The organism is Pseudomonas sp. H1_A03, from assembly GCF_054685145.1.
In genome coordinates this window covers 5,535,499-5,554,286 of the sequence record NZ_CP162829.1, presented here as the reverse complement: position 1 = coordinate 5,554,286, position 18,788 = coordinate 5,535,499, and the positions used below count along the sequence as shown (strand labels likewise).

Annotated in this window: 19 protein-coding genes; 6 read left to right on the top strand and 13 right to left on the bottom strand. The window is 57.8% G+C overall.

The annotated features are described in order from the left end of the window. Positions 1-125 precede the first annotated feature (125 nt). A complete protein-coding gene (locus AB4O35_RS25715) occupies positions 126-671 on the bottom strand; it encodes a helix-turn-helix transcriptional regulator (RefSeq protein ID WP_065873362.1) in 546 nt (181 codons plus the stop codon). Between the two features lie 427 nt (positions 672-1,098). Here AB4O35_RS25715 and AB4O35_RS25710 point away from each other — a divergent pair, with 427 nt between their 5' ends. Genes AB4O35_RS25710 through AB4O35_RS25695 form a run of 4 tightly spaced genes read left to right on the top strand, consistent with a single transcriptional unit; the run spans position 1,099 to position 7,002 of the window. Next, complete coding sequence (locus AB4O35_RS25710) at positions 1,099-2,349, top strand: efflux RND transporter periplasmic adaptor subunit (RefSeq protein WP_065873420.1); 1,251 nt, start codon at positions 1,099-1,101, stop codon at positions 2,347-2,349. Positions 2,350-2,393: 44 nt separating this feature from the next. Then, on the top strand, positions 2,394-3,110 hold the full coding sequence (locus AB4O35_RS25705; RefSeq protein WP_065873361.1) for an ABC transporter ATP-binding protein: 717 nt from the start codon (positions 2,394-2,396) through the stop codon (positions 3,108-3,110). Position 3,111: 1 nt separating this feature from the next. Then, positions 3,112-5,541, top strand: coding sequence for an ABC transporter permease (locus AB4O35_RS25700; protein WP_065880805.1), 2,430 nt, complete (start codon positions 3,112-3,114; stop codon positions 5,539-5,541). A gap of 48 nt (positions 5,542-5,589) precedes the next feature. Beyond that, positions 5,590-7,002: a sigma-54-dependent transcriptional regulator gene (locus tag AB4O35_RS25695; RefSeq protein ID WP_065873359.1), complete on the top strand. Its 1,413-nt coding sequence runs from the start codon at positions 5,590-5,592 to the stop codon at positions 7,000-7,002. 10 nt (positions 7,003-7,012) lie between these two features. Here AB4O35_RS25695 and AB4O35_RS25690 read toward each other — a convergent pair whose 3' ends face one another. Beyond that, positions 7,013-7,363: a hypothetical protein gene (locus AB4O35_RS25690; protein WP_274611402.1), complete on the bottom strand. Its 351-nt coding sequence runs from the start codon at positions 7,361-7,363 to the stop codon at positions 7,013-7,015. On the opposite strand from AB4O35_RS25690, the gene AB4O35_RS25685 reads away from it, so the two are divergent. Together AB4O35_RS25685 and AB4O35_RS25680 are read left to right on the top strand one after the other, a co-directional pair. Beyond that, complete coding sequence (locus AB4O35_RS25685) at positions 7,346-8,320, top strand: sensor histidine kinase (protein ID WP_256534315.1); 975 nt, start codon at positions 7,346-7,348, stop codon at positions 8,318-8,320. The two genes, AB4O35_RS25690 and AB4O35_RS25685, sit on opposite strands and share 18 nt — an antisense overlap. Positions 8,321-8,339: 19 nt before the next feature. Next, complete coding sequence (locus AB4O35_RS25680; protein WP_225930648.1) at positions 8,340-9,041, top strand: 4'-phosphopantetheinyl transferase family protein; 702 nt, start codon at positions 8,340-8,342, stop codon at positions 9,039-9,041. Here AB4O35_RS25680 and AB4O35_RS25675 read toward each other — a convergent pair. From AB4O35_RS25675 to AB4O35_RS25625, 11 genes are read right to left on the bottom strand one after another with little or no spacing between them, the layout of a single operon-like run. After that, positions 8,978-9,643, bottom strand: coding sequence for a GIN domain-containing protein (locus AB4O35_RS25675; RefSeq protein WP_065873356.1), 666 nt, complete (start codon positions 9,641-9,643; stop codon positions 8,978-8,980). The genes AB4O35_RS25680 and AB4O35_RS25675 overlap by 64 nt on opposite strands. 14 nt (positions 9,644-9,657) lie before the next feature. Further along, positions 9,658-10,728, bottom strand: coding sequence for a MupA/Atu3671 family FMN-dependent luciferase-like monooxygenase (locus AB4O35_RS25670; RefSeq protein WP_065873355.1), 1,071 nt, complete (start codon positions 10,726-10,728; stop codon positions 9,658-9,660). Next, positions 10,712-12,019, bottom strand: a complete 1,308-nt coding sequence (locus AB4O35_RS25665; protein ID WP_065873354.1) for a cytochrome P450 — start codon at positions 12,017-12,019, stop codon at positions 10,712-10,714. The genes AB4O35_RS25670 and AB4O35_RS25665 overlap by 17 nt, the downstream gene beginning before the upstream one ends. Continuing rightward, entirely contained in the window at positions 12,009-12,956 is a 948-nt protein-coding gene (locus AB4O35_RS25660) for a beta-ketoacyl-[acyl-carrier-protein] synthase family protein (protein WP_065873353.1), read from the bottom strand. The genes AB4O35_RS25665 and AB4O35_RS25660 overlap by 11 nt, the downstream gene beginning before the upstream one ends. Continuing rightward, positions 12,953-13,744 carry a hypothetical protein gene (locus AB4O35_RS25655; RefSeq protein WP_189683649.1) on the bottom strand — a complete coding sequence of 264 codons (792 nt, stop codon included), beginning with the start codon at positions 13,742-13,744 and terminating at the stop codon, positions 12,953-12,955. Before AB4O35_RS25655 ends, AB4O35_RS25660 begins: the two co-directional genes overlap by 4 nt. Before the next feature lie 59 nt (positions 13,745-13,803). Continuing rightward, positions 13,804-15,018, bottom strand: a complete 1,215-nt coding sequence (locus tag AB4O35_RS25650) for an acyl-CoA dehydrogenase family protein (RefSeq protein WP_225930647.1) — start codon at positions 15,016-15,018, stop codon at positions 13,804-13,806. Further along, positions 14,963-15,967 carry a 3-oxoacyl-[acyl-carrier-protein] synthase III C-terminal domain-containing protein gene (locus AB4O35_RS25645; protein WP_225930646.1) on the bottom strand — a complete coding sequence of 335 codons (1,005 nt, stop codon included), beginning with the start codon at positions 15,965-15,967 and terminating at the stop codon, positions 14,963-14,965. Before AB4O35_RS25645 ends, AB4O35_RS25650 begins: the two co-directional genes overlap by 56 nt. After that, on the bottom strand, positions 15,933-16,754 hold the full coding sequence (locus tag AB4O35_RS25640) for an alpha/beta fold hydrolase (protein WP_065873349.1): 822 nt from the start codon (positions 16,752-16,754) through the stop codon (positions 15,933-15,935). The genes AB4O35_RS25645 and AB4O35_RS25640 overlap by 35 nt, the downstream gene beginning before the upstream one ends. Positions 16,755-16,763: 9 nt before the next feature. After that, positions 16,764-17,243, bottom strand: coding sequence for a hypothetical protein (locus AB4O35_RS25635; protein ID WP_065873348.1), 480 nt, complete (start codon positions 17,241-17,243; stop codon positions 16,764-16,766). Then, on the bottom strand, positions 17,240-18,367 hold the full coding sequence (locus AB4O35_RS25630; protein WP_065873347.1) for an acyl-CoA dehydrogenase family protein: 1,128 nt from the start codon (positions 18,365-18,367) through the stop codon (positions 17,240-17,242). The genes AB4O35_RS25635 and AB4O35_RS25630 overlap by 4 nt, the downstream gene beginning before the upstream one ends. After that, positions 18,364-18,768, bottom strand: a complete 405-nt coding sequence (locus AB4O35_RS25625; protein ID WP_065873346.1) for a VOC family protein — start codon at positions 18,766-18,768, stop codon at positions 18,364-18,366. Before AB4O35_RS25625 ends, AB4O35_RS25630 begins: the two co-directional genes overlap by 4 nt. Positions 18,769-18,788: the final 20 nt, after the last annotated feature.

Here is an 18,788-nt window from a genome sequence, read left to right as displayed (position 1 = left end):
TGTCGCGCCCACTGTCTCCCGACGCTAGGGGGAGCGGCTGCACAGTGACGTTGATTGTTCTAGCCTTGCCGTATCGAATGGATGAGTGACTTGAGGTTCGTGCGTAGTCGGCTGGTTTTTATTGATCAGAGTGAGTTGATGTTGTTGATCAGCATCGTGCGTGAAAAGCCATTTCTTTGTATGCCAAAGATAAAGTCATATTCCGAAGACTCTTTCTTGGCTTCCGGTCGCGTGGACTTCATGACGCACTGCTTGAGTTTCAGCGGTGTTTCATTATAGGTTTTACTGAAACTACGCGAGAAGTGCGGCAAGGAGGAAAACCCGCAGGCATAGCTTATATCAGTCAATGACCATTCCGGGGCCAGATGAATAAACTCTTTTGCCAGTGCCAGGCGGACCCTCCACATCCATTTGATCGGTGTCACATTGTAGAACAAGTTGAACATCCGACAAATATCAAAGCGGGATTTACCACAAATCTGCTCAAGGTCCTCCAGGGTGATCTCCTCTGAAATGTTTTCCACGATATGGTTAATCACATTGACAATACACAGGGCTTTTTCCATGTGGGCATGTTTGCCGTAGATATCAAAATGACGTTTATACAAATCGTCCATTATGTGTTGTGTAAATAAGGTCTTTTCTGCGTCTGAAATTTTACGTTCCCACATACAGACTCCGTTCTGCAGCGCTCAATGGCGAAGAGATTTATTATGGGTGTTGCGTTTGTCAGCGCAGATGAACAGGCAATTGCTATGCCATTTTTTTAGCCGCCTCAAGTGGCTGTTTGTTAAGTGCTTTTTAAGTGAATCTCGATTCAGGGAAAAGCCAGTCCCATTTTCGAAAGCTTTTTACGCGGTAAGTTGTGTTGCGTCCCGATAGTGGGATCGGCGATTTACAACGGATTGTCCTTGGGAACCCGATAATAGGCGCTGGCATATCGCGTTCGTTCCGAAAGTGAGACGCCCGGCCGTGTGGGGTAGGTCGTATTAATTGGTTCTACGTTTTTACTTTATAAGTATCAATTAGTTATAGGGCTTTCTTATTCTGGCATGGAATATGCTTTTGCTTGGGCAGAACGTTAACTTTGGTGTTGTCATGGATATTTCGATCCCGCAGCCGGGAAATAAGCGCTTATTCAAGAAGCACAGTAAGGCCATTGCGGGTGGCGTGTTTTTGCTGGTGCTATTGCTGGTTATCTATACCTATCGGTTCTCGCCTTACCAGGTTGCCCGTAGCAGCGTGACGGTCGCCGAAGTCAAGTACGGTGAGTTTGCCGTCGAGGTGCGTGGTAATGGCGTACTGTTGCCCTGGGATATCAACTGGGTGGCGGCGAACGTTGATGCTCGGGTGGAGGAAGTTGTCTATAAGGCCGGGATGAAGGTCAGCAAGGGAGAGTTGCTGGTTGTCATGAGTAATCCGACGCTCGAACAGCGACTTCAGGAAAACCAGCTGGAACTTAACGCGCAACGGGCAGAAACCGAGGCAAAAAATGCCGAACTGCAAAATAAAATTCTTAATCAAGAGGCGTTGATGCTGGAGGCCAAGAGTCGCTTGCTGGGCTCGACACTTCGTCTTGCCGCCCAGAAAAAATACATCGCGGCCGTGCCCCGGCTGGAATATGAAACCACGCGCATCCTCACTGAGCAGTACACGCAACAGGTTGTGTTTGAAGAACGGCGGTTGAAGACACTTAAGCTCAGTGTCCAGGCTGATACAAAGGCGAATATCGTGCGCCTTAATAAAATGGAGTCATTGGTTGCGTTGAGTCAGCAGGAGGTTGATTCGCTCAGGGTCAAGTCTCCCATAGATGGCATTCTGCAAGATGTGAAAGTCCAGGTCGGACAACGGGTCACGATAGGCAGCGATATTGCCCGACTGGCCAAGGAGAAGGAGCTGTATGCCGAACTCAAGGTGCCCGAGTTGCAGTCGCGTGATCTGGCGGTCGGCCAGGCTGTCACGATCAACACAGGTCGAAGCCGCTTTACCGGCGTGCTGTCGAGGGTCGATCCTGCGGTTACCAACGGTACGGTCAAGGTGGATGTTACGTTTAATCAACCACTGCCTCAGGAAGCCCGTCCCGACCTGAGCGTCGACGGTTTGATCGCTGTGACGACAATCAATAATTCCTTGTATGTCGAGCGCCCGCCATTCGCGCAGAATAACTTGCCTTCTATGCTCTACCGGCTGGATGACAAAGACCGCTCAGCGACCAAAATGAAAGTGGATTTCGGGCAGGGTTCGGCTGACTACATTCAGATCACCAGCGGGCTCAAGGCTGGCGACAAAATAATTCTCAGTGACAGCACCGCTTGGCAGGGTGCCGATCACATTCAAATCGCCAATTGATGCCGCTCGCGCCGGCTGCCGGACAATGCCCTGGAGACAATAAGATGGAACCTTTGGTAGAACTGACAGATTTGAACAAGATTTTCCTGACTGATGAAATCGAAACCCATGCACTCAGCAAGATCACGCTCACCATCTCAAAAGGCGAGTACGTGGCCATATCGGGGCCTTCAGGCTGCGGGAAGTCCACGCTGCTTTCAGTACTGGGGCTGCTGGATACGGCATCGAGCGGCACTTATCAGTTGGCCGGTCACAACGTCGAGAATATTTCCAAGAAACAGCGTGCGCAGGTGCGTAATCGAGACATCGGCTTCATCTTCCAGTCGTTCAACCTCATCAGTGACTTAACCATTGAGGAAAATGTTGCGCTGCCACTGACCTACCGCAGTGATATCTCCAAGTCTGAACGGCAGCAGCGAGTCGCCGAGGCCTTGCACAAGGTCAATATGTCTCACCGCAGTCGTCACTATCCTTCTCAACTTTCCGGCGGGCAGCAGCAGCGCGTGGCGGTGGCTCGGGCCATCGTCGGTAACCCCTCGATCCTTCTCGCGGATGAACCCACGGGTAACCTGGATTCGCACAACGCCGAAGCGGTATTGAATATCCTCGATAAGTTGCATCAGGAAGGCGCCACCATCTGCATCGTGACTCACGATCCTCGCTCTGCCGAACGCGCACAGCGCAGTATCGTCCTGTCTGACGGAAAGGTCGTCGGCGATGGTGAACAGGCGCCGCAACTGACCCTGGTGAAGGAAGCATAAGATGCTTTTTGACATTCGCTATGCCTTGCGTTTACTCCTGAAAAGCCCCGGCTTTACTTTCATCACCGTGCTAATCATGTCCTGTGGGCTGGCGTTGACCCTGTATATGTTTTCGGTGATCAATACCATCATGTTCACGCCGCTCCCTTACCCGGACGGAAAAAGCATGGTGCTGATCAACCCGACCGTGAATGGTGTGAGCCTGAGCGATTCCGGGCTGAACTACATGGATTACAGCGATATCAAGGCGCGCGTGACCCAGCTCGAGGATGTGGGGTATTTCTACGCGGAGCGTGCGGATATCAGTGATGGCAGCAAGGCCGTTTCCTATATGGCCATCAGAAATACCCCACAAATGTTCTCCTATACAGCTGTTCAGCCCTTCCGCGGGCGTGTGCTAAACGAGGAAGACGTTCAGTCGGGCGCTGAGCCTGTCGCGGTGATCAGCTACGCAATGTGGCAAAACTACTTTGCTGGCGACGCGCAACTCATTGGCCGCGATATCAGGATCAATGGCGTACATACCCGCATCGTTGGCATCATGCCGGCCGATTTTGCCTTTCCTTTCTTCCATGACCTGTGGCTGCCTTCCCAGCTCGAACCTTCGCAGTACCTGGTGCGTAAAGGCGCTCCGGAAGTCTCCGTGTATGCGCGTTTGAAGCCCGGAGCGACGCTTGAAGACGCTGACCGCGACCTCAACGGTGTCATGCGTTCACTGGCGCTGGAACATCCGGAAAGTAATAAGGGACTGTCTGCCCAGGCGCTGACGTTCCAGGAAAATTTCATGGGCGAGGAGACCACACCGATCTTTATCGTCATGTTGCTCGCGGTCAGTTTTGTGCTGCTATTGGCGTGCTGTAACGTCGGGAATTTATTGCTGGCAAGAACGACCGAGCGTTCCAAGGAAATTGCCATCCGGGTCGCATTGGGCTCTCCCGCAGGCCGCCTGGTACTGCAAATGATGCTGGAAAGTCTGTTTATCTGCTTCCTGTCCGGTGTCGTGGCGGTCCTGCTGGCGGCGTGGGGCCTGGAGATCACCAATACGATACTGCCTGGCTTCGTGCCCAATAAGATCCCGTTCTGGTGGCACTTGTCGCTCGATAACCTGTTGATCGTCAATGCCCTTGTCCTCGTGATCATCACCGCTGTGCTGACCAGCGCACTGCCGGCCTGGAAAATCGTCCATGGCAACTTCAATGATGTGCTCCGTGATGGCACCCGAGGTGCGCAAAGCCGTGGCGCAGGTCGGGTTTCGCGGATCCTGGTGGTGTTTGAGGTAGGGCTCTCCTGCTCGATCCTGTGCATCAGTGCGTTGTTCGCGTTGCTGGTCTATCAGGCGACCCGCGCTGATTACGGTGTCGACACCCATAACTACCTCACCGCGCAAGTCCACCTCAACGTCAATAATTACCCTGACGATGCCAGCCGTGTGCTGTTTTACCAGCGCCTGCGCGACGCCACCGCCGCGATCCCCGGGGTTCAAAGCGCAGCATTGACCACCAGTGCTGTAGGGCAATTTACCGTGCCGCGTCAGGTGGATGTCGACTCGTCCACCAATAACACCAACGAGCGCTGGTCTTTCCCGATGGTCAATGACGTGCAGGTCATGCCCGGCAGCCTGTCGGCCATGGGTATCACACCTACAGCGGGCAGGGAGTTCGCCCACGGTGATACGCGGGACTCACAGCAGGTGGTTGTTGTCAGCCAGTCTTTTGCCGAACGGTTCTGGCCAGGAGAGCGTGATGTGATTGGCAAGCGCCTGCGCTTTCGCGATAGCGATGACCAGCGCTGGTACAACGTAGTGGGCGTGGTGCCCAGCGTCATTCATGGCCGGCCTTTCAGCGCCTTCCGCCACCGTGCCACGGTGTACCGCTCTCTGGAGCAGCAGCCCGCGTCCTCATTGATGTTGGTGCTGCACGCCCAGCATCCAGAGACGCTCGGGCCTGCGCTGATCAACGCGGTCCGTCAGGTGGACAGCAACTTGTCGGTCAATCAGATCCAGACGTTGGATGACCGCTTGGCCCGCAACACTGCCGGTTTGCATTTTATTGCCAACCTTTTCATGTTATTCGGCCTGGTAGCGATGATACTGGCGGCGACAGGTATTTATGCGGTGATGTGCAACCTGATCAATCAGCGGACCCAGGAAATTGGTTTGCGCATGGCCATGGGGGCTACCGAGAATAATTTGTTGCGTATGCTCATGCTCCAGGGCGGTAAGCAATTGTTGACCGGCCTTGCCATCGGCTTGCCCCTGGCATTCTTTGTGGCACCCAAGTTGACGAGCGTCCTGGGTAATGGAAGCACGCCCTTTGTGCTCCTGTTCTGGATGGTCGCGCTTATGATTTCGCTGGTGGTGGCGCTCGCAGTCTGGCTTCCTTCGCGACGGGCAACCAATATGTCGCCCGCCGACGCGATTCGATATGAATAAACGACCGCCGTGCTCCCCGGGCACGGCGGTACAAGCTGGATGCTTACAATGAACGATAAAAAACACATCCTTGTGATAGATGATGACGCGGGCATCCTGACCAGCCTCGATATCCTGCTGCGCATGCAAGGGTACGACGTGACCGTGGAAACCCAGGCCGATCGCCTGCTGACGCATTTGTCGGCCAGGCCTGTGGATCTGGTATTGATGGACATGAATTTCCAGAAAGACACCACCTCAGGCATGGAAGGGCTGCAGTTGCTGGCCGAGCTGAAAAAATTTGATGATTGCTTGCCGGCTGTCGCGATGACGGGGTGGGGCAGCGTCGACATCATCGTCAACGCGATGCGTTCGGGGGCCGCCGATTTTATTCAAAAGCCTTGGGACAACGAGCGTCTGCTGAGCATCGTTCAGCAGCAGATCACCCTCAGCCAGGCGCGTCGTTCCGGTGATTGCCTGCGCGAAGAAAACAAGTTGCTCAAATTGGCGCTCGAAGATGATATGGACAGCGAATGGGTTGTCCGCTCACCGGCGATGAAACGCCTGATCAGCCTGGTGGAAAAGGTTGCGGTGACCGATACCAGCGTGCTGATTCTGGGCGAGAACGGCACCGGGAAAAGCTTGCTCGCGCGGTATATCCACCAGATTTCTTCGCGGTGCGAACACAGTATTGTCGAAGTGAACATGGGGTGCATTAACGAGCAGTTGTTTGAAAGCGAGATGTTTGGCCATGTCAAAGGCGCCTTCACCGATGCGCGAGAAAACCGTATCGGGCGCTTTGAACTGGCCGACAAAGGGACGCTGTTCCTCGACGAGATCGGCAACCTGCCCCTGACGCAGCAAGTGAAATTGCTGCGGGTGCTGGAGGAGCGGCAGTTTGAGCGCGTCGGGTCGTCGCGCACCCAGACCACTCAATGCCGGATCATCGCCGCCACCAATTCCGACCTGGATAAGGCCGTGGCAGAAGGGCGTTTCCGTCAGGATCTGCTGTACCGCATGAACCTGATTCAAATCCAGCTGCCGCCGCTGCGCGAACGGCTGGAAGATATCGAGCCGCTGACCGAGCGCTTCCTGAAACGTTTTGCGCGTAAATACAACAAGCCTCGACCGGTCTTGTTGCCTCAGGCACGCCAGCGGCTGCTGGACTATTCATGGCCTGGAAACATCCGCGAACTCAGCCATTTGCTCGAGCGCGCTGTGTTGCTGTGTCGTGCCAACGTGATTGACCTGGAAGACCTCTGCCTGCCGCTTCTGGTGCCAGCCCAGGACGCAGCCGGCCAGGCCAGCGAGTTGCCGTCAGGATTGACGGACGCGTGCACGCTTGCCGAAGCGGAAGAAACCCTGCTGTTACAGCGCCTGCGTCAGTATGACGGTAACGCGGTCAGGGCAGCCGAATCGCTGGGGCTCAGCCGCAGTGCTTTTTACCGTCGGCTTGAGAAACTGAAAATCTGCCATGAGTAAGTTTTTTCAATCATTTGAACTTCGTCACTTGTTGCTCTGCAGCCTGGCCCCCATAGGCGGAATCATTGCTTACCTGCTGCTCTGGCTTTTTCCGCAGCAGTCCGTTTACCTCAAGTTCTTCACCCTGTTTATGCTGTGCGTGACGCTGGTTTATTTCTGCTATCACTTTTTTCAGCAGCTGATCTATAAAATCAACGTCATTTCCAATCTGCTCGAGGCCGTTGAACAGGAGGATTTCAGCCTGCGCGGTGTGACCAACGGGGCCGGGGCCTTTGAGGGGGTCATCGAGCAAATCAATGATATTTCCGGCCAACTGTCGCGACACCGTCAGCAGCAGCGCGAGATGGATTTCCTGCTGCAAAAAGTGATCTCCAATATCACGGTTGCGATTTATGCCCTGGACGGCAGTCATCGACTGATCTGGTGTAACAGCGCCGCCTCGCGGATGTCGGGCACATCGTTGGAAAAGTTGATTGGCAATACGGCCAGCACCTTGCAACTGGACAGTCTTTTGCACAACGCCAACACGGAGCAGCCGGTCGTGTCCGATCATGAAGGGCGACCGGGGCGCTACAAGGTGACCAGCGACACCTACATGGTGGACGGTGTGCAGAACGTGCTGTTGTTTGTCAGTGACGTTGACGACATGTTGCGTCAGGAAGAGCAGAAAGCCTGGCAGGACTTGTTGCGTGTGATAAGCCACGAAATCAACAACTCCCTCAGCCCCATCGCCTCTATCAGCCAAATGCTGCAACAGCATTACCGGCAAAACGCTGACAATTTGCCGTCCGGTTTTGCCGAAGGCATCGACCTGATCAACCGGCGGGCACGTGAGCTGATTGCGTTCATCAGCAGCTACAGGCAGTTGAGCAAACTGGCGCCGGCGATGAAGGAATGGGTGGATCTGACGGCGCTGGTGGGCGAGCTGCCGCTGCTGTTTTCGCACCGCGTGATTACCCTGAAGGGACCGCGCCCGCTGATGGCAAGCCTCGACCGGGTACAGATCCATCAGTTGCTGATCAACTTGATCAAAAATGCCGACGAGTCGATGGGTGGCAGCACCGACAGTATCGATATCGAATGGGCCGAGGAGAAAGGGCGCTTGTTGATCTCCATCCTGGATCGGGGCGTGGGGCTGACCAACCCGAAAAATCTGTTCGTGCCGTTCTACACCACCAAACCCAATGGCACCGGCATCGGCCTGATCTTGTGCCGGCAAATTGCCGAGAGCCACGGCGGCTACTTGTCTCTGGAAAATCGACATGAACAGACCGGTTGCAAGGTCACCATCAATTTACCGCTGCAATCCCCTGCCTGAGTTGATCGCAGGCAGGGCCGTGTGCCTGCTGCAGCACTTTGACGATGGGCTGCCGGAAATGACGGTTCGTCAACGTGCACAACATTGGTTGCATCAGGTGCTGTCTGATTGCCTGGCGATCCCGGTTGATCAGGTGTGCCTGGCCAGGACCGCGACCGGCAAACCCTGGCTGCCTGAGCACCCTTGGCTGCGTTTCAACTTGAGCCACAGCGGTCAGTCGGCCGCGATCGCGTTGTGCAAGGACTATGAGGTCGGGGTTGACCTGGAAAAAGTCAGCGCAAACGTGGCGGCAAAAAAAGCCATCGCCCGGCGCTTTTTTCACCCGGACGAGCAACGCTGGCTGGCGCTGGACGAAGCCAACTACCTCACGCGCTTTACCCGGCTATGGAGTATCAAGGAAGCCTGGTTAAAAGCCCGAGGCACGGGGCTGACCAAGCCGCTTGCCAGCTTTTGTGTGATCCCCCAGGCAGGCGAGAGCGGTGTGGCGCAGGTCATGGTTGAACTTGGCGTCAGCAGTGGGCAGATCCATTATTGCCAGGTGCAAGGGGAGGGGCTTTTCTGCCTGGCTTATGGCGCGATCATTACTGCGCAACGTACCCCGGTGCAATGGCAGCTCGGCTGCCATCACACTGCGAGTGACCCGTTTACACAGGCTGTTTACGAGCAATCAGAGGTTGAAATTTCGCTGGCGAAAGACCCCGTAGCACCGGTATCGACCTGAGCCGATGGGCTGACGGCCATGCGGGCACCGGCAGACAGGCTGCCGTTGATTCGTGGGATGTTGCACAAGGATGATTCAGCTCCCATGCTCATGCGCACGTTCGCCACCTCTGCAATGAAGGGCAGCGGTTTTTTGTTGAAGGTGCCGCCCATGGCCAGGTCAAGCGCCAGCTCGCCCGTCTTGCCTTCAACCTGGATGTCGGTGCCCATGCTGCCGGCAACCGCCAGTTTGGACGGGGCGACGGCACAGGCCGGCGCCACGATCTTAACCCCTGCCTTGCCGGCCAGCCCGGTCAGTGGTTCGCTGGTGTACAGCGTGATATCCAGTGCATGGGTGACGAAGCGATCATTCTCCGCCGCCGCATTGACGAGCAAAAGTGCCTTGTTGTTTGTCGTCACCTGGAGCTTGCTCAGCGTCTCGGGAGCGCCTGAAACCACCATTGAAGATGTCGCGGCGCATTTGATCGACAGGTTGATACCCTGTCGCACTTCGACGCTGTTGAACGCGGTGAGCGCAAAGGTTTTTTCTGAGGCCACCGCAGCGTAAGCGGTGGTGCCGGCCAGCAGCGCAAGTACCCATTTCATTGTGTTCATGTTGTTCATTCAACCTCCGTATTTCACAGTAATGTCGCCAGAGTGCGCAGTGTTGTTTCAACACTGTCCTGAGGCATGCCAAAGTCCACCAGCCCCGCCACCTCGTCGATGCCTTCACGCTTGAGCTGCTTGAGCTGCGTCAGGCACTCGGCTGCCGAGCCGAACAAACCGTAGTGGTGAAGGTATTTTTCCACGCCCCACTTAAGAGCGTAGTCCTGCTTCTTGTCCGTCGTTTCTTGGCCCTGCGCCGGTGGCGCATTAAGGTTTTCCGACAGCTGCATAAACGCGCGCAGGTAGCCCGCCAGCGCGGGTCGCAGGCACGGCGACAGCGATTCCCGCTCTTCTCCGGCCTGGGTATGCATCATCAGCGTGATCGTACCGCCCGCCGGATCCAGCCCAGCGTGGTGACGTGCAAGGCGATAGCTGGCGCAGTTTTCCTGCAACTGGTCACGGGTTTGTGAGATCAGGTGCGTCAGCACATTCAGGCCGCGCTTTCCCGCCTCGCTGAACAACAACGGATTGCTCCCCGTCGTGACCCAGACCGGAATCGTGGCCTGATAGGGCGGTGGCCAGGTTTGCAGCGTGACGGGTTCCGGTTGCCCCGGCCGGGACAGTTCGTGGCGTGTTACGGACTCGCCGCGCCACAGCGCCTGAATCTGCTCCAACGAAGAAAAAAGCACCGCATGACGGTCGCTGTAGTTCTGCGCATTGAGCACGAAATCGTTGCGTTGCCAGCCCGAGGAAAACGCAACGCCGGCGCGGCCGCGAGACAGGTTATCCACCAGCGCCCATTCTTCAGCGACGCGCAACGGATCATGCAGGGGCAGCACCACGCTGCCTGCGCGGATCCCGATACGCTGGGTACTCGCGGCCAGCGCAGCGCTGACCACCGAGGGGTTGGGGAACATGCCGCCAAAGGTGTGGAAGTGTCGTTCAGGCGTCCAGATAGCATGAAAGTTGAGCTCATCCGCCAGCCTGGCGGTGCTCAGCAACTGTTCATATTTTTGCGCAAAGCTGTCGCGGGCCACGTCCGAAAAACAAAACACACTAAGTTTCGGGATGGCATCTCCCGCCAGGTCAGGCGATGCATTCATGCGCAGTGGCTCTGTCTACAGATTCAAGGGTGAAACAGATAGTGCCCCTGGGCATCACATTCAGACCGTACAGCGGTGTGAGTGCGGCGGGGGCGGTCGATGGCGCCAAGCTGAAATGACAATGGCTGCACAGCGTTTCAACAGCAGTGGTGAGTTGGTCCAGCGCGAGCGCCATGCCTACGCAATTGCGCTTCCCCACGCTGAAGGGCACAAAGTGCTCCCGGGCAATTTTGCGGCCTTCAAGAAAACGTTCTGGCCTGAAACTCAGCGGCTCGGGCCAGTAAGCCGCATCGCGATGGATCAACCAGGGTGAAAACAGCACTTTGGTTCCGGCTGGCACGCTGACGCCGTCGATCTCCAGAGGGGCGAGGGTGCCGCGCTCGAAAAACGCCGTCACCGGGGTCATGCGCAACGATTCCTTGACGATGGCGCTGGCCATGTCGCGCGTTCCGTGGCGCGCCTCTTCAAGCACCTGGTTCTGGTAATGCGGGTGCTGTGACAGATGGGTCAGGCACCACAGCAGCGCGATACCGGTGTTATCCACGCTGGCAACCAGATTACCCAGCAACATGCTGATCGCCCGTTCCCGTTCCTGTGGGTTGGCCTTGATATCGAGCGCCTGGCAAAAACGTTGCAGCATGTCGACGTTCCCGCCGCCGTCTCCCGTGATCAACGGCCCGATCATGGCCTCAAGTTCCTCGCGGAACGCGGTCAGGGCCGGGTGTTGGCATAACGCGGTGTAATCCTCGGTCGGCTCGTCGACAATCAGTTGCAGGTAGATCGTGCGAAAGTGATTGATCAGGCGATCCAGCTGCAGAGGACCCAGCGTGGAGCCGACGAACCCTTGCGCAACACACATCAACGCCCATTGCAGGCAGATCTCCCGCATGGAACCTGTCTGCGGGTCCTGGAGAATGTCCACCAGCCACTGCGCGGCATGTTGGGTGCCTTGTTTGAGTAACACTGATTTGGGATTGACCAGCGGTGCGGTGAGCTTTCTGGCCAGGTGCCATTCTTCACCTTCCTGCGCGGTGATCAGCGACTGGCCCAGTAATAGCCGCCTGGCTGACTGGCCGTTGTCGAGCTCCTTGTGAAAGTGGCTTTCGTTCTCAAGGAAAAACCGGATATGTCGCGCGCCAGCCAGCAGCAGCACTTCATCCTTGCCCTCACCGATCCAGACCTTGTCCCCGTGCTGGCGCACGGCAGCCTCTGCAATTTTCAGAAAGCCCAGCTGCGCAAACTTGGCTGCGGACGGCTTGACGATCGCAATCGCATTGGGGTTATTGAGCATGGACAGCCTCCGGTAAGGCGTCTGAGGTAATGGCGGCGCAACCTACCCAGCCTCCCAGGCCCACCGATAGCAGCAGCGCAGGGCGGCCAGTATCGTGCGGGGCGTAGCGGTCGAGCAGGAGCAGAGGGTCCGCGGTATAGCAGTGCCCACATTGGCTCAGCAGGTCAGTGGCGACCGATCGGTCGCGGTTTTCTGGATGGCGCAGCCAGGTTTGCCAACTGAGGCGGTTGATGTTGTGCGGCAGCAGCCAGGCACGCTTGCGCACGTCGTCGGGGTAGGACGACAGGGCATGTTCGACCAGGTGGTTGTGGGACTGATAGAAGCGCTTGGTGTCCTCGCGAGTACCGTCCAGGCCTTGCCAGAACCCAGGATGATAAAAGCACTGGATGCCTGACACCCTGCGTTGACCGCCACCGGGTTTGAGCAGGGCGGCCACGAAGCCGTCGGCAATCATTGTGCAGCCCGGGATATAGCGCTCGGCCAGGTCAAAATCAGCGAGCGTGTCCCCCGCCAGCAGCGCCACGCAGCGGTGTCTGCCGCTTGCCAGCAATCGTTCGGCCAGCCGCAACCCCCAGAACAGGGTGGCGCAGTTTTGCTGGTTGAGCGTCAGCAGCGGTGCCTGCACGGCGATAAAGTCTGACCGTTGACGCAGGGCTGACAGGTTGACGCTTTGGCGCACGGAGGGAGAGGGCAGGCCCTGGATCAAGATGACCGCATCAATCTGCTCCCCTTCATCCAGGCTCTCGCCCAGTTGCTGGAGCAAGGCGTGAAAGCAGCCCTCGGCACTTTCCTCATCCGCCAGGGTCGATGCCTCCCGCATGCCGAACAGTTGGCCAAATGTGCGGGCTTCTGACGGACTGCCGCCGCGATGCGCGACGACCTCCTCGAGCGACACGCGAGTCGAAGGAATATAAGTGGCCAGGGAGGCAATGTTCATCGTGGACCCTCTTCGGCTGCGAGCCCGCACAGGCTGATCCCGTTATCATTTTCGCTGATCAGCAGGTAGTCACGTTGCGGCTCCCAGAAGGTACGCAGCGCAACGAAAGGGGCCGCGCACAGCAACCTAGGGTTGATGGCAAACGAGCGAGCGCCGGCATGCGCGGCCTCCAGTAGTTGGGCGGGGCCGATCAGCGTCAGGCGTTCGTGGGTCAACCCCAACTGTTCAACGGCGTGAGCAAGGTACTCGCTGGACCATTGCGCATGGCGCGCGCGCCTGAAGCCCCGGTAGCGCAAGCCACGTTGCTGCTTGTTGAACAGGCAGACGCAGGCATTGTTTTCCGGTTGCAGGGCTGCCATCAGCGGCGAGGCATACATCAGGTTTTTCTGCTCGGCAATCAGCAGTAGCCCATCCTCGTTTTTGCCGGCCAGACAATCATTGAGGCCGTCCAGCGCATACAGGCCGGCGTCCGCTCCGCGATCGCTGATCGCCAATGCCAGGCAGGCGGAGAGTCCCAATTGATGGATGGCGGCATTCACCACCGAACTGCCCATGTGCAGGTCTGGCGTCCAATGCGCCATCAGCACGGTTTTCACTCGCGCAGGCGTAATGACGTTGGCCAGCCGGGGCAGCAGCACGGCGATCATATCGCTGAAGGAGGCGCGCTCCGTGCTGGTGACCCACTCCAGCGCCCGATCGTCCTGCGGGCTGAGCGTCTCACCGTTCGCCCGAAAGAAATGCTGCGTATAAGAACGCCAGTGCGGGATATGGGGGTCTGACTCGGGCATGGCCGGATCAGTATGGTGAAACGACTGGAACACGATATCGGCAGGATCGAGGCAGAGTGTCACAGGCTGGTCCCTTGGGTTACGGGCGGACGGAAGCTATTGAGCAGGTGAATGTGGCTGGTGCCCTCCATGTACTCAAACGCAAAGCTGTCGCGATAGCGCTTGCGCAGCAAGCGATCTTCCAGCCAGTCATCGCGGTTGAGCCAGTGGGGCAGGTGGCACGCGGTTTCCTCGACCAGGCGGGTAGCATTACGCTTGAGTTGGCTGGTGAGGGCGTGCTGATGCTGGCCGTTGCTGTAGCCTTCTGCCACGGTCAGCATTTGTTGGTAGATCGCGTGGTATTTTCGCCACAGCCGCGCGACCGAGCGCCTCGCAATGGCCGGCAAGGGACGGGTGTCGAGGGCGGTAAGCAAGCCAAATGTGGTGCCCAGCGCCATGGCGGCCACCATGGGACGATGACGCTCGAATACCAGGCTCAACGCGTTGAGCCCCTGCAGGAGTTCGCGCCGCTCGTGCCCCAGAATATCGTCTTCCTGGACGCGATAATCCTTGAACGTCAGGCGTGTTAAACCCGCACCTGCCAAACCGACGGTACCCAGTGGCTCACGCAGTAAGGCGGGCTCGGTTTCATCAGGGAAAACCATCACCAGGCGCTGGCTTTGTTGATAGCGCGCAAACACAAGGCCGGCGCTTGCCAGCATCGCGCCCCCAATCAATTTTTTGGTGCCGTTGAGCCGCCAGCCCTGTTCGCTGTGCGTGAGCTCAGTGGAAATGGCCCCGGCATCTGAACCTATGTCGGGCTCCGTGACGGCAAAGAATGTCCAGGCCGGGCGTTCGGCAAAGCAGGCAAAGAAACGTGTCTGCTGCTCTTCATTGCCCAGGGTCAGGATGGCCCGGGTACTGAGGGATGCGCCCGGCAACAGCATCATGGCGCTGGCGTCCGTTCGGCTCAGGTATTCGATGATTTGCAAGTGCCAGGGATAGCTGACATTGGAAAAGACCGGCGTTTCCCAGGGGTTGAACTGTGAAGGTATGCCGATACAGGCCAGGCTTCTAAGCTCTAGGTCATCCAGATAGGCGATCGCCAGTGGGAGATTGCTTTCCTCGAGCTGTCCGGCGGCAAGAAGTCGCTCTGACAGCGCGTAAAGTTGTGGGTAGCGGCGGGTGATATCGCTCATGGGTGGCTGCGTTCGCATAGAGGAATAACTAGGCGTTAACTTAATCGGGCCGCACATCCGGGTATTGCTCGAGGTTGCAAAAAACGGGGGTTTCATTGCCGGCAGGTAACTCAAGCAACAGCGAGGAAAAGGTGGCGCCCATGCCGACGCTGACCAGCATCACTTTGGCGCCGGGAGCAAGCTGTTGCCCACGAATGAGTGCGGCGAGATTGAGGTAGGGGTCCGCGCCAAAACAATGGCCATAGCGGGGAACATTCTGCAAAAACACCTTTGTGCGGGGGATAGCGAGCGCGTCGGCTATTTTCTGCCAGGACGACAGGTTGACGTTGTGCGGGGCTATCCAGTCCAGGGCATCCAGCGCGCAGTCGAACTGCTGCGCCGCACGGCGCATGGCCGTGCTGACGAAGTCGAAATAGGCATCGGCGAATTCCGGGTTGGTCCTGGGTTCATTCCCCTTGTGTTGACTGAACTGGCCGGCCTGCTCACTGTGCCGGGCAATGACCCTGGCGCGGTCTCCTGATCGACTGAGCAGCACGGCACAGCCGGCTTCGCCCATGATGGTGGTGTCGTCCAGAAGCTCCACCTTCGGGTGGAAGGCTTTCTCGCCGATCAGCAGTAGCGCGTATTCCCCGTCCTTGAGGCGGCTGCACAGATATTCCACGCCCGACAACGAGGTTGCACAGTGGCCCATCGTCAGGCTGGCGTACTCGGTGTCGTGGGCAAACCCGCAGGCGTCGAGTACGGCCCTGCCGGTCTCGTGAAACGGCCGCAGGGTCGGCACGGTATGCGCATGCACCACATGCCGGATGCGTGCGACGACGTCAGGATGAGTGGCGACGAATTGTTCTAGGAGCTGGCGTATCAGGTCATCCACCGTACCGGGATGACGCGGGAAGCTCTCCAGGCCGTAGAAGCGTGAAAACATCCTGACATCCAGCGCGGTCAACCCAAGGGTGAGGCCGGCCTCGACCAGTGACGTGCGCTGCTCGGGAATGTGAAGGGTGATGGATTCAATATGCCCCAGCATGGGTGTTCCCTTTTTCATGATTGGCGTCTTTCGCGCCGAGAAACCCGGCCAGCACTTGCTGGGTACGCTGGTGCGAGAGAATTCCCAGGTGGCCTGTATTGTCGATGATATGCAGTTGACTATCCGGCAACTGAGCATGAATTTGCCTGGCGTCGGCAGGGTTGATTCGTTGGTCTTGCGTGCCGTGCAAGATGAGTGCACGTGCCCCGTGGAAGGTGTACGGGTGTGCGGTCTGCAAGTCGGCGGGCATGGGGTAGCGGCTCTGGTAATAGCGACCGAGCAGTGGCAGGTACTGTTCGTCTGCCTTGAGCAGCGTCAAATAATGCTGCAACAGGCTGGACAGTGATGCCGGGGCTGACAGCAGTGCTACGTGGTTGAGAGTAAAACCCAGCCAGTGCGCCATCGCCGTGATTAGCCCGCCGGCCGAGTGGGCAACCACGGTATCGAACGGGCCGTATCGGGTCTGCATTGCCAACAGTAAGGAGCACTGGCCGGGCAAATCGCAATTGGCCGGCGCGAGAGGATCATGGCCCAACAGGAAGGGGGTGTAGACCCTGTATCCCTGGGCCTGCAGCACTGCTTGCAAGTCAGACATCATCATCGGATGACCACCCCAGCCGTGCAGCAACAGTGCGCTTTTGGCCTGTGGGCCGTGGTTGTCCTCTATCAGCACCCGGCTGTGGTATTCGCCGCAGGTGAGCACCTCGGCCTTCAGGGTCGCCAGCTGTCGCGACTCACCCGGACGCATCGGCAGCAGGGTGGGTTTGGCGAGGCGCTCGATCAATGAAGCAAACTGGGTATCCATTGCTTGCCCCTAGGCTTGTGCAGAAAAGATCAGGTAGTGCAGCGTCGCCAGTTGGGGCGTCGGGTCACCACTCAGGCGCTGCAGCGGGTCATACAGATACAGCAGGCGTTGCCCGGGTTGAAGCAGGGTGTTAGCCAGAGAACCGGCGTAATGCGGATCAAATTGCCCACTGCACACGCCCCAGATTTCGATGAAGCCCGGGCATTGGGATATCAGGCTTTGCAGCAGGGGCGTTGCACCGCGCGCTGCCGGGTGCAGGCTGTCGTAAACCAACTGGGTCGGGTACGGCTCACTGATGACGCGGCGGCACAGGTCCACAGCGGCCTTGGCGTGCAGGCGCTCGCCGCAATCGATGTGTGGCCAGTGTTGATACCAGCGCGCCTGGGTCGATAGCTCCCGGGTAGCAAGAAAGTGCCGGCTGTCCGGCGTGATGGCTTCACAGGTACTGACGATATTCAGTTGACCCTGCACGAGAGGGGCGAGCGTCATCGGCACTCCTGGCTGGCTGGTCGGGGTGAAAAACGCTGGTTCAGGCGGTGGATCTGTCGTGTGCCTTCGGTGTACTCAAAGGCTTTTACATCACGAAATGCCTGCCACAGGGTTGCCGGTACAGGCTGAGCGTCTGTGGGGAACGCGTGGATCAGTTCACTGACAATTTCATCGGCGAGGATCACGCAGGCGGTTTTCACCATGCCAGGGCTTTTTTCCAGGGTGTGCTGCTCATCGACTTGCTGACAGACCCTCGACGCCTCACGGTAAGCGGCATACCAGCGGCGCTTCATATGCGACAGCCGTTGTGACTGTGCCGGGGTCGGCGTGACGCAGGCTTGCCATTCATGCAATGCGCGTCGCGCCACTCCCAGCGCCAGGGCGCCGACGCAGGGGCGCAGCGCATCGAACGTGGCCATCGCCGACTGCGCAAAACGCTGGGTCGGTTTCAAGTGTTGCCCGAGCAAATCCCCTGCCGGGATAAACAGGTTGTTGAACTCCATCAGCGCCAGGTTTGTACCGTCAAGCCCTGTCAGTTCAAGGCGGTGGCGGGTGATGGCCGGGTCTTGTGGCGAAAACACAAAAGCATTGATCCCCAATTGCCCCGGTGCGGTACGCGCAAATACCACACCGGTTTCGGCGATGACACCGTTGCCGATAAACATCTTGCGCCCGCAGATAAGGTACCCGCCGTCAACCGGTGTCGCTGTGGTCTGCATGGCCCCGGCATCGCTGCCCTGTGTAGGTTCGGTCATCGCAAAACAGGACCAGCACAATGCCTTTTGGAACTGGCCGAAGAAGGCATCCTGCTGCTGTTCGTTGCCCAGCCCGGCCACCACATAGGCGGCCATGCTCGGCCCGGGTGCGCTGAATATCAGCGCCGGGGAGAGGAAACCGATCTGCTCGTAGAGCTCATAGCGTTCAGCCAGGCTGATCACCTGACGGCTTGGCGGTACCTGGTACCTTTGCGGCAAGCCGAGATGGTTCAACGTCGCCGCGAACGACCACTGCTCCATGATCTGCCGTGTGTCGCCGAAGTTGCGCAGTTGGTCGGCAATCTGCTGGGCGTCTGCGCCCAACGGGCAGGATTGCCCGGCGAACGTGTCATCGTAGAGTTGACTCATAGCGGGCCTGACATGATTTCAATGACCCCGGCATCAGGGTGATAGAGGTGGCTGGAGCGGTGGTTGCTGTCAAAGGCGTTGAACGGGCGTGTCAGTACGATCCAGCCGGCGCTCTTCATGACGTTGAATTGCTCATCAAAGTCATCGACTTCAAAGCAGATGTGGTAGGGCAGCGACGACTTGCCGGATTTGGCCAATAGCTCGCGCAAGGGAAGATTGTTTTCCAACGGTTCGACCAACTCTATCTGGCTGTGCCCGTCATCCGTTTCCAGCAGGGTGATGAACACTTTTTGTGCGCCAACATATTCTTTGTATCGGACGATAACCGGGAAAAACGGTTTAACCGCGACAGCCGTTGCGTCGCTGTCGCCCACCACATAACCGATATGACTAAAACGCATCGCGACGCCCTTATCCTTGG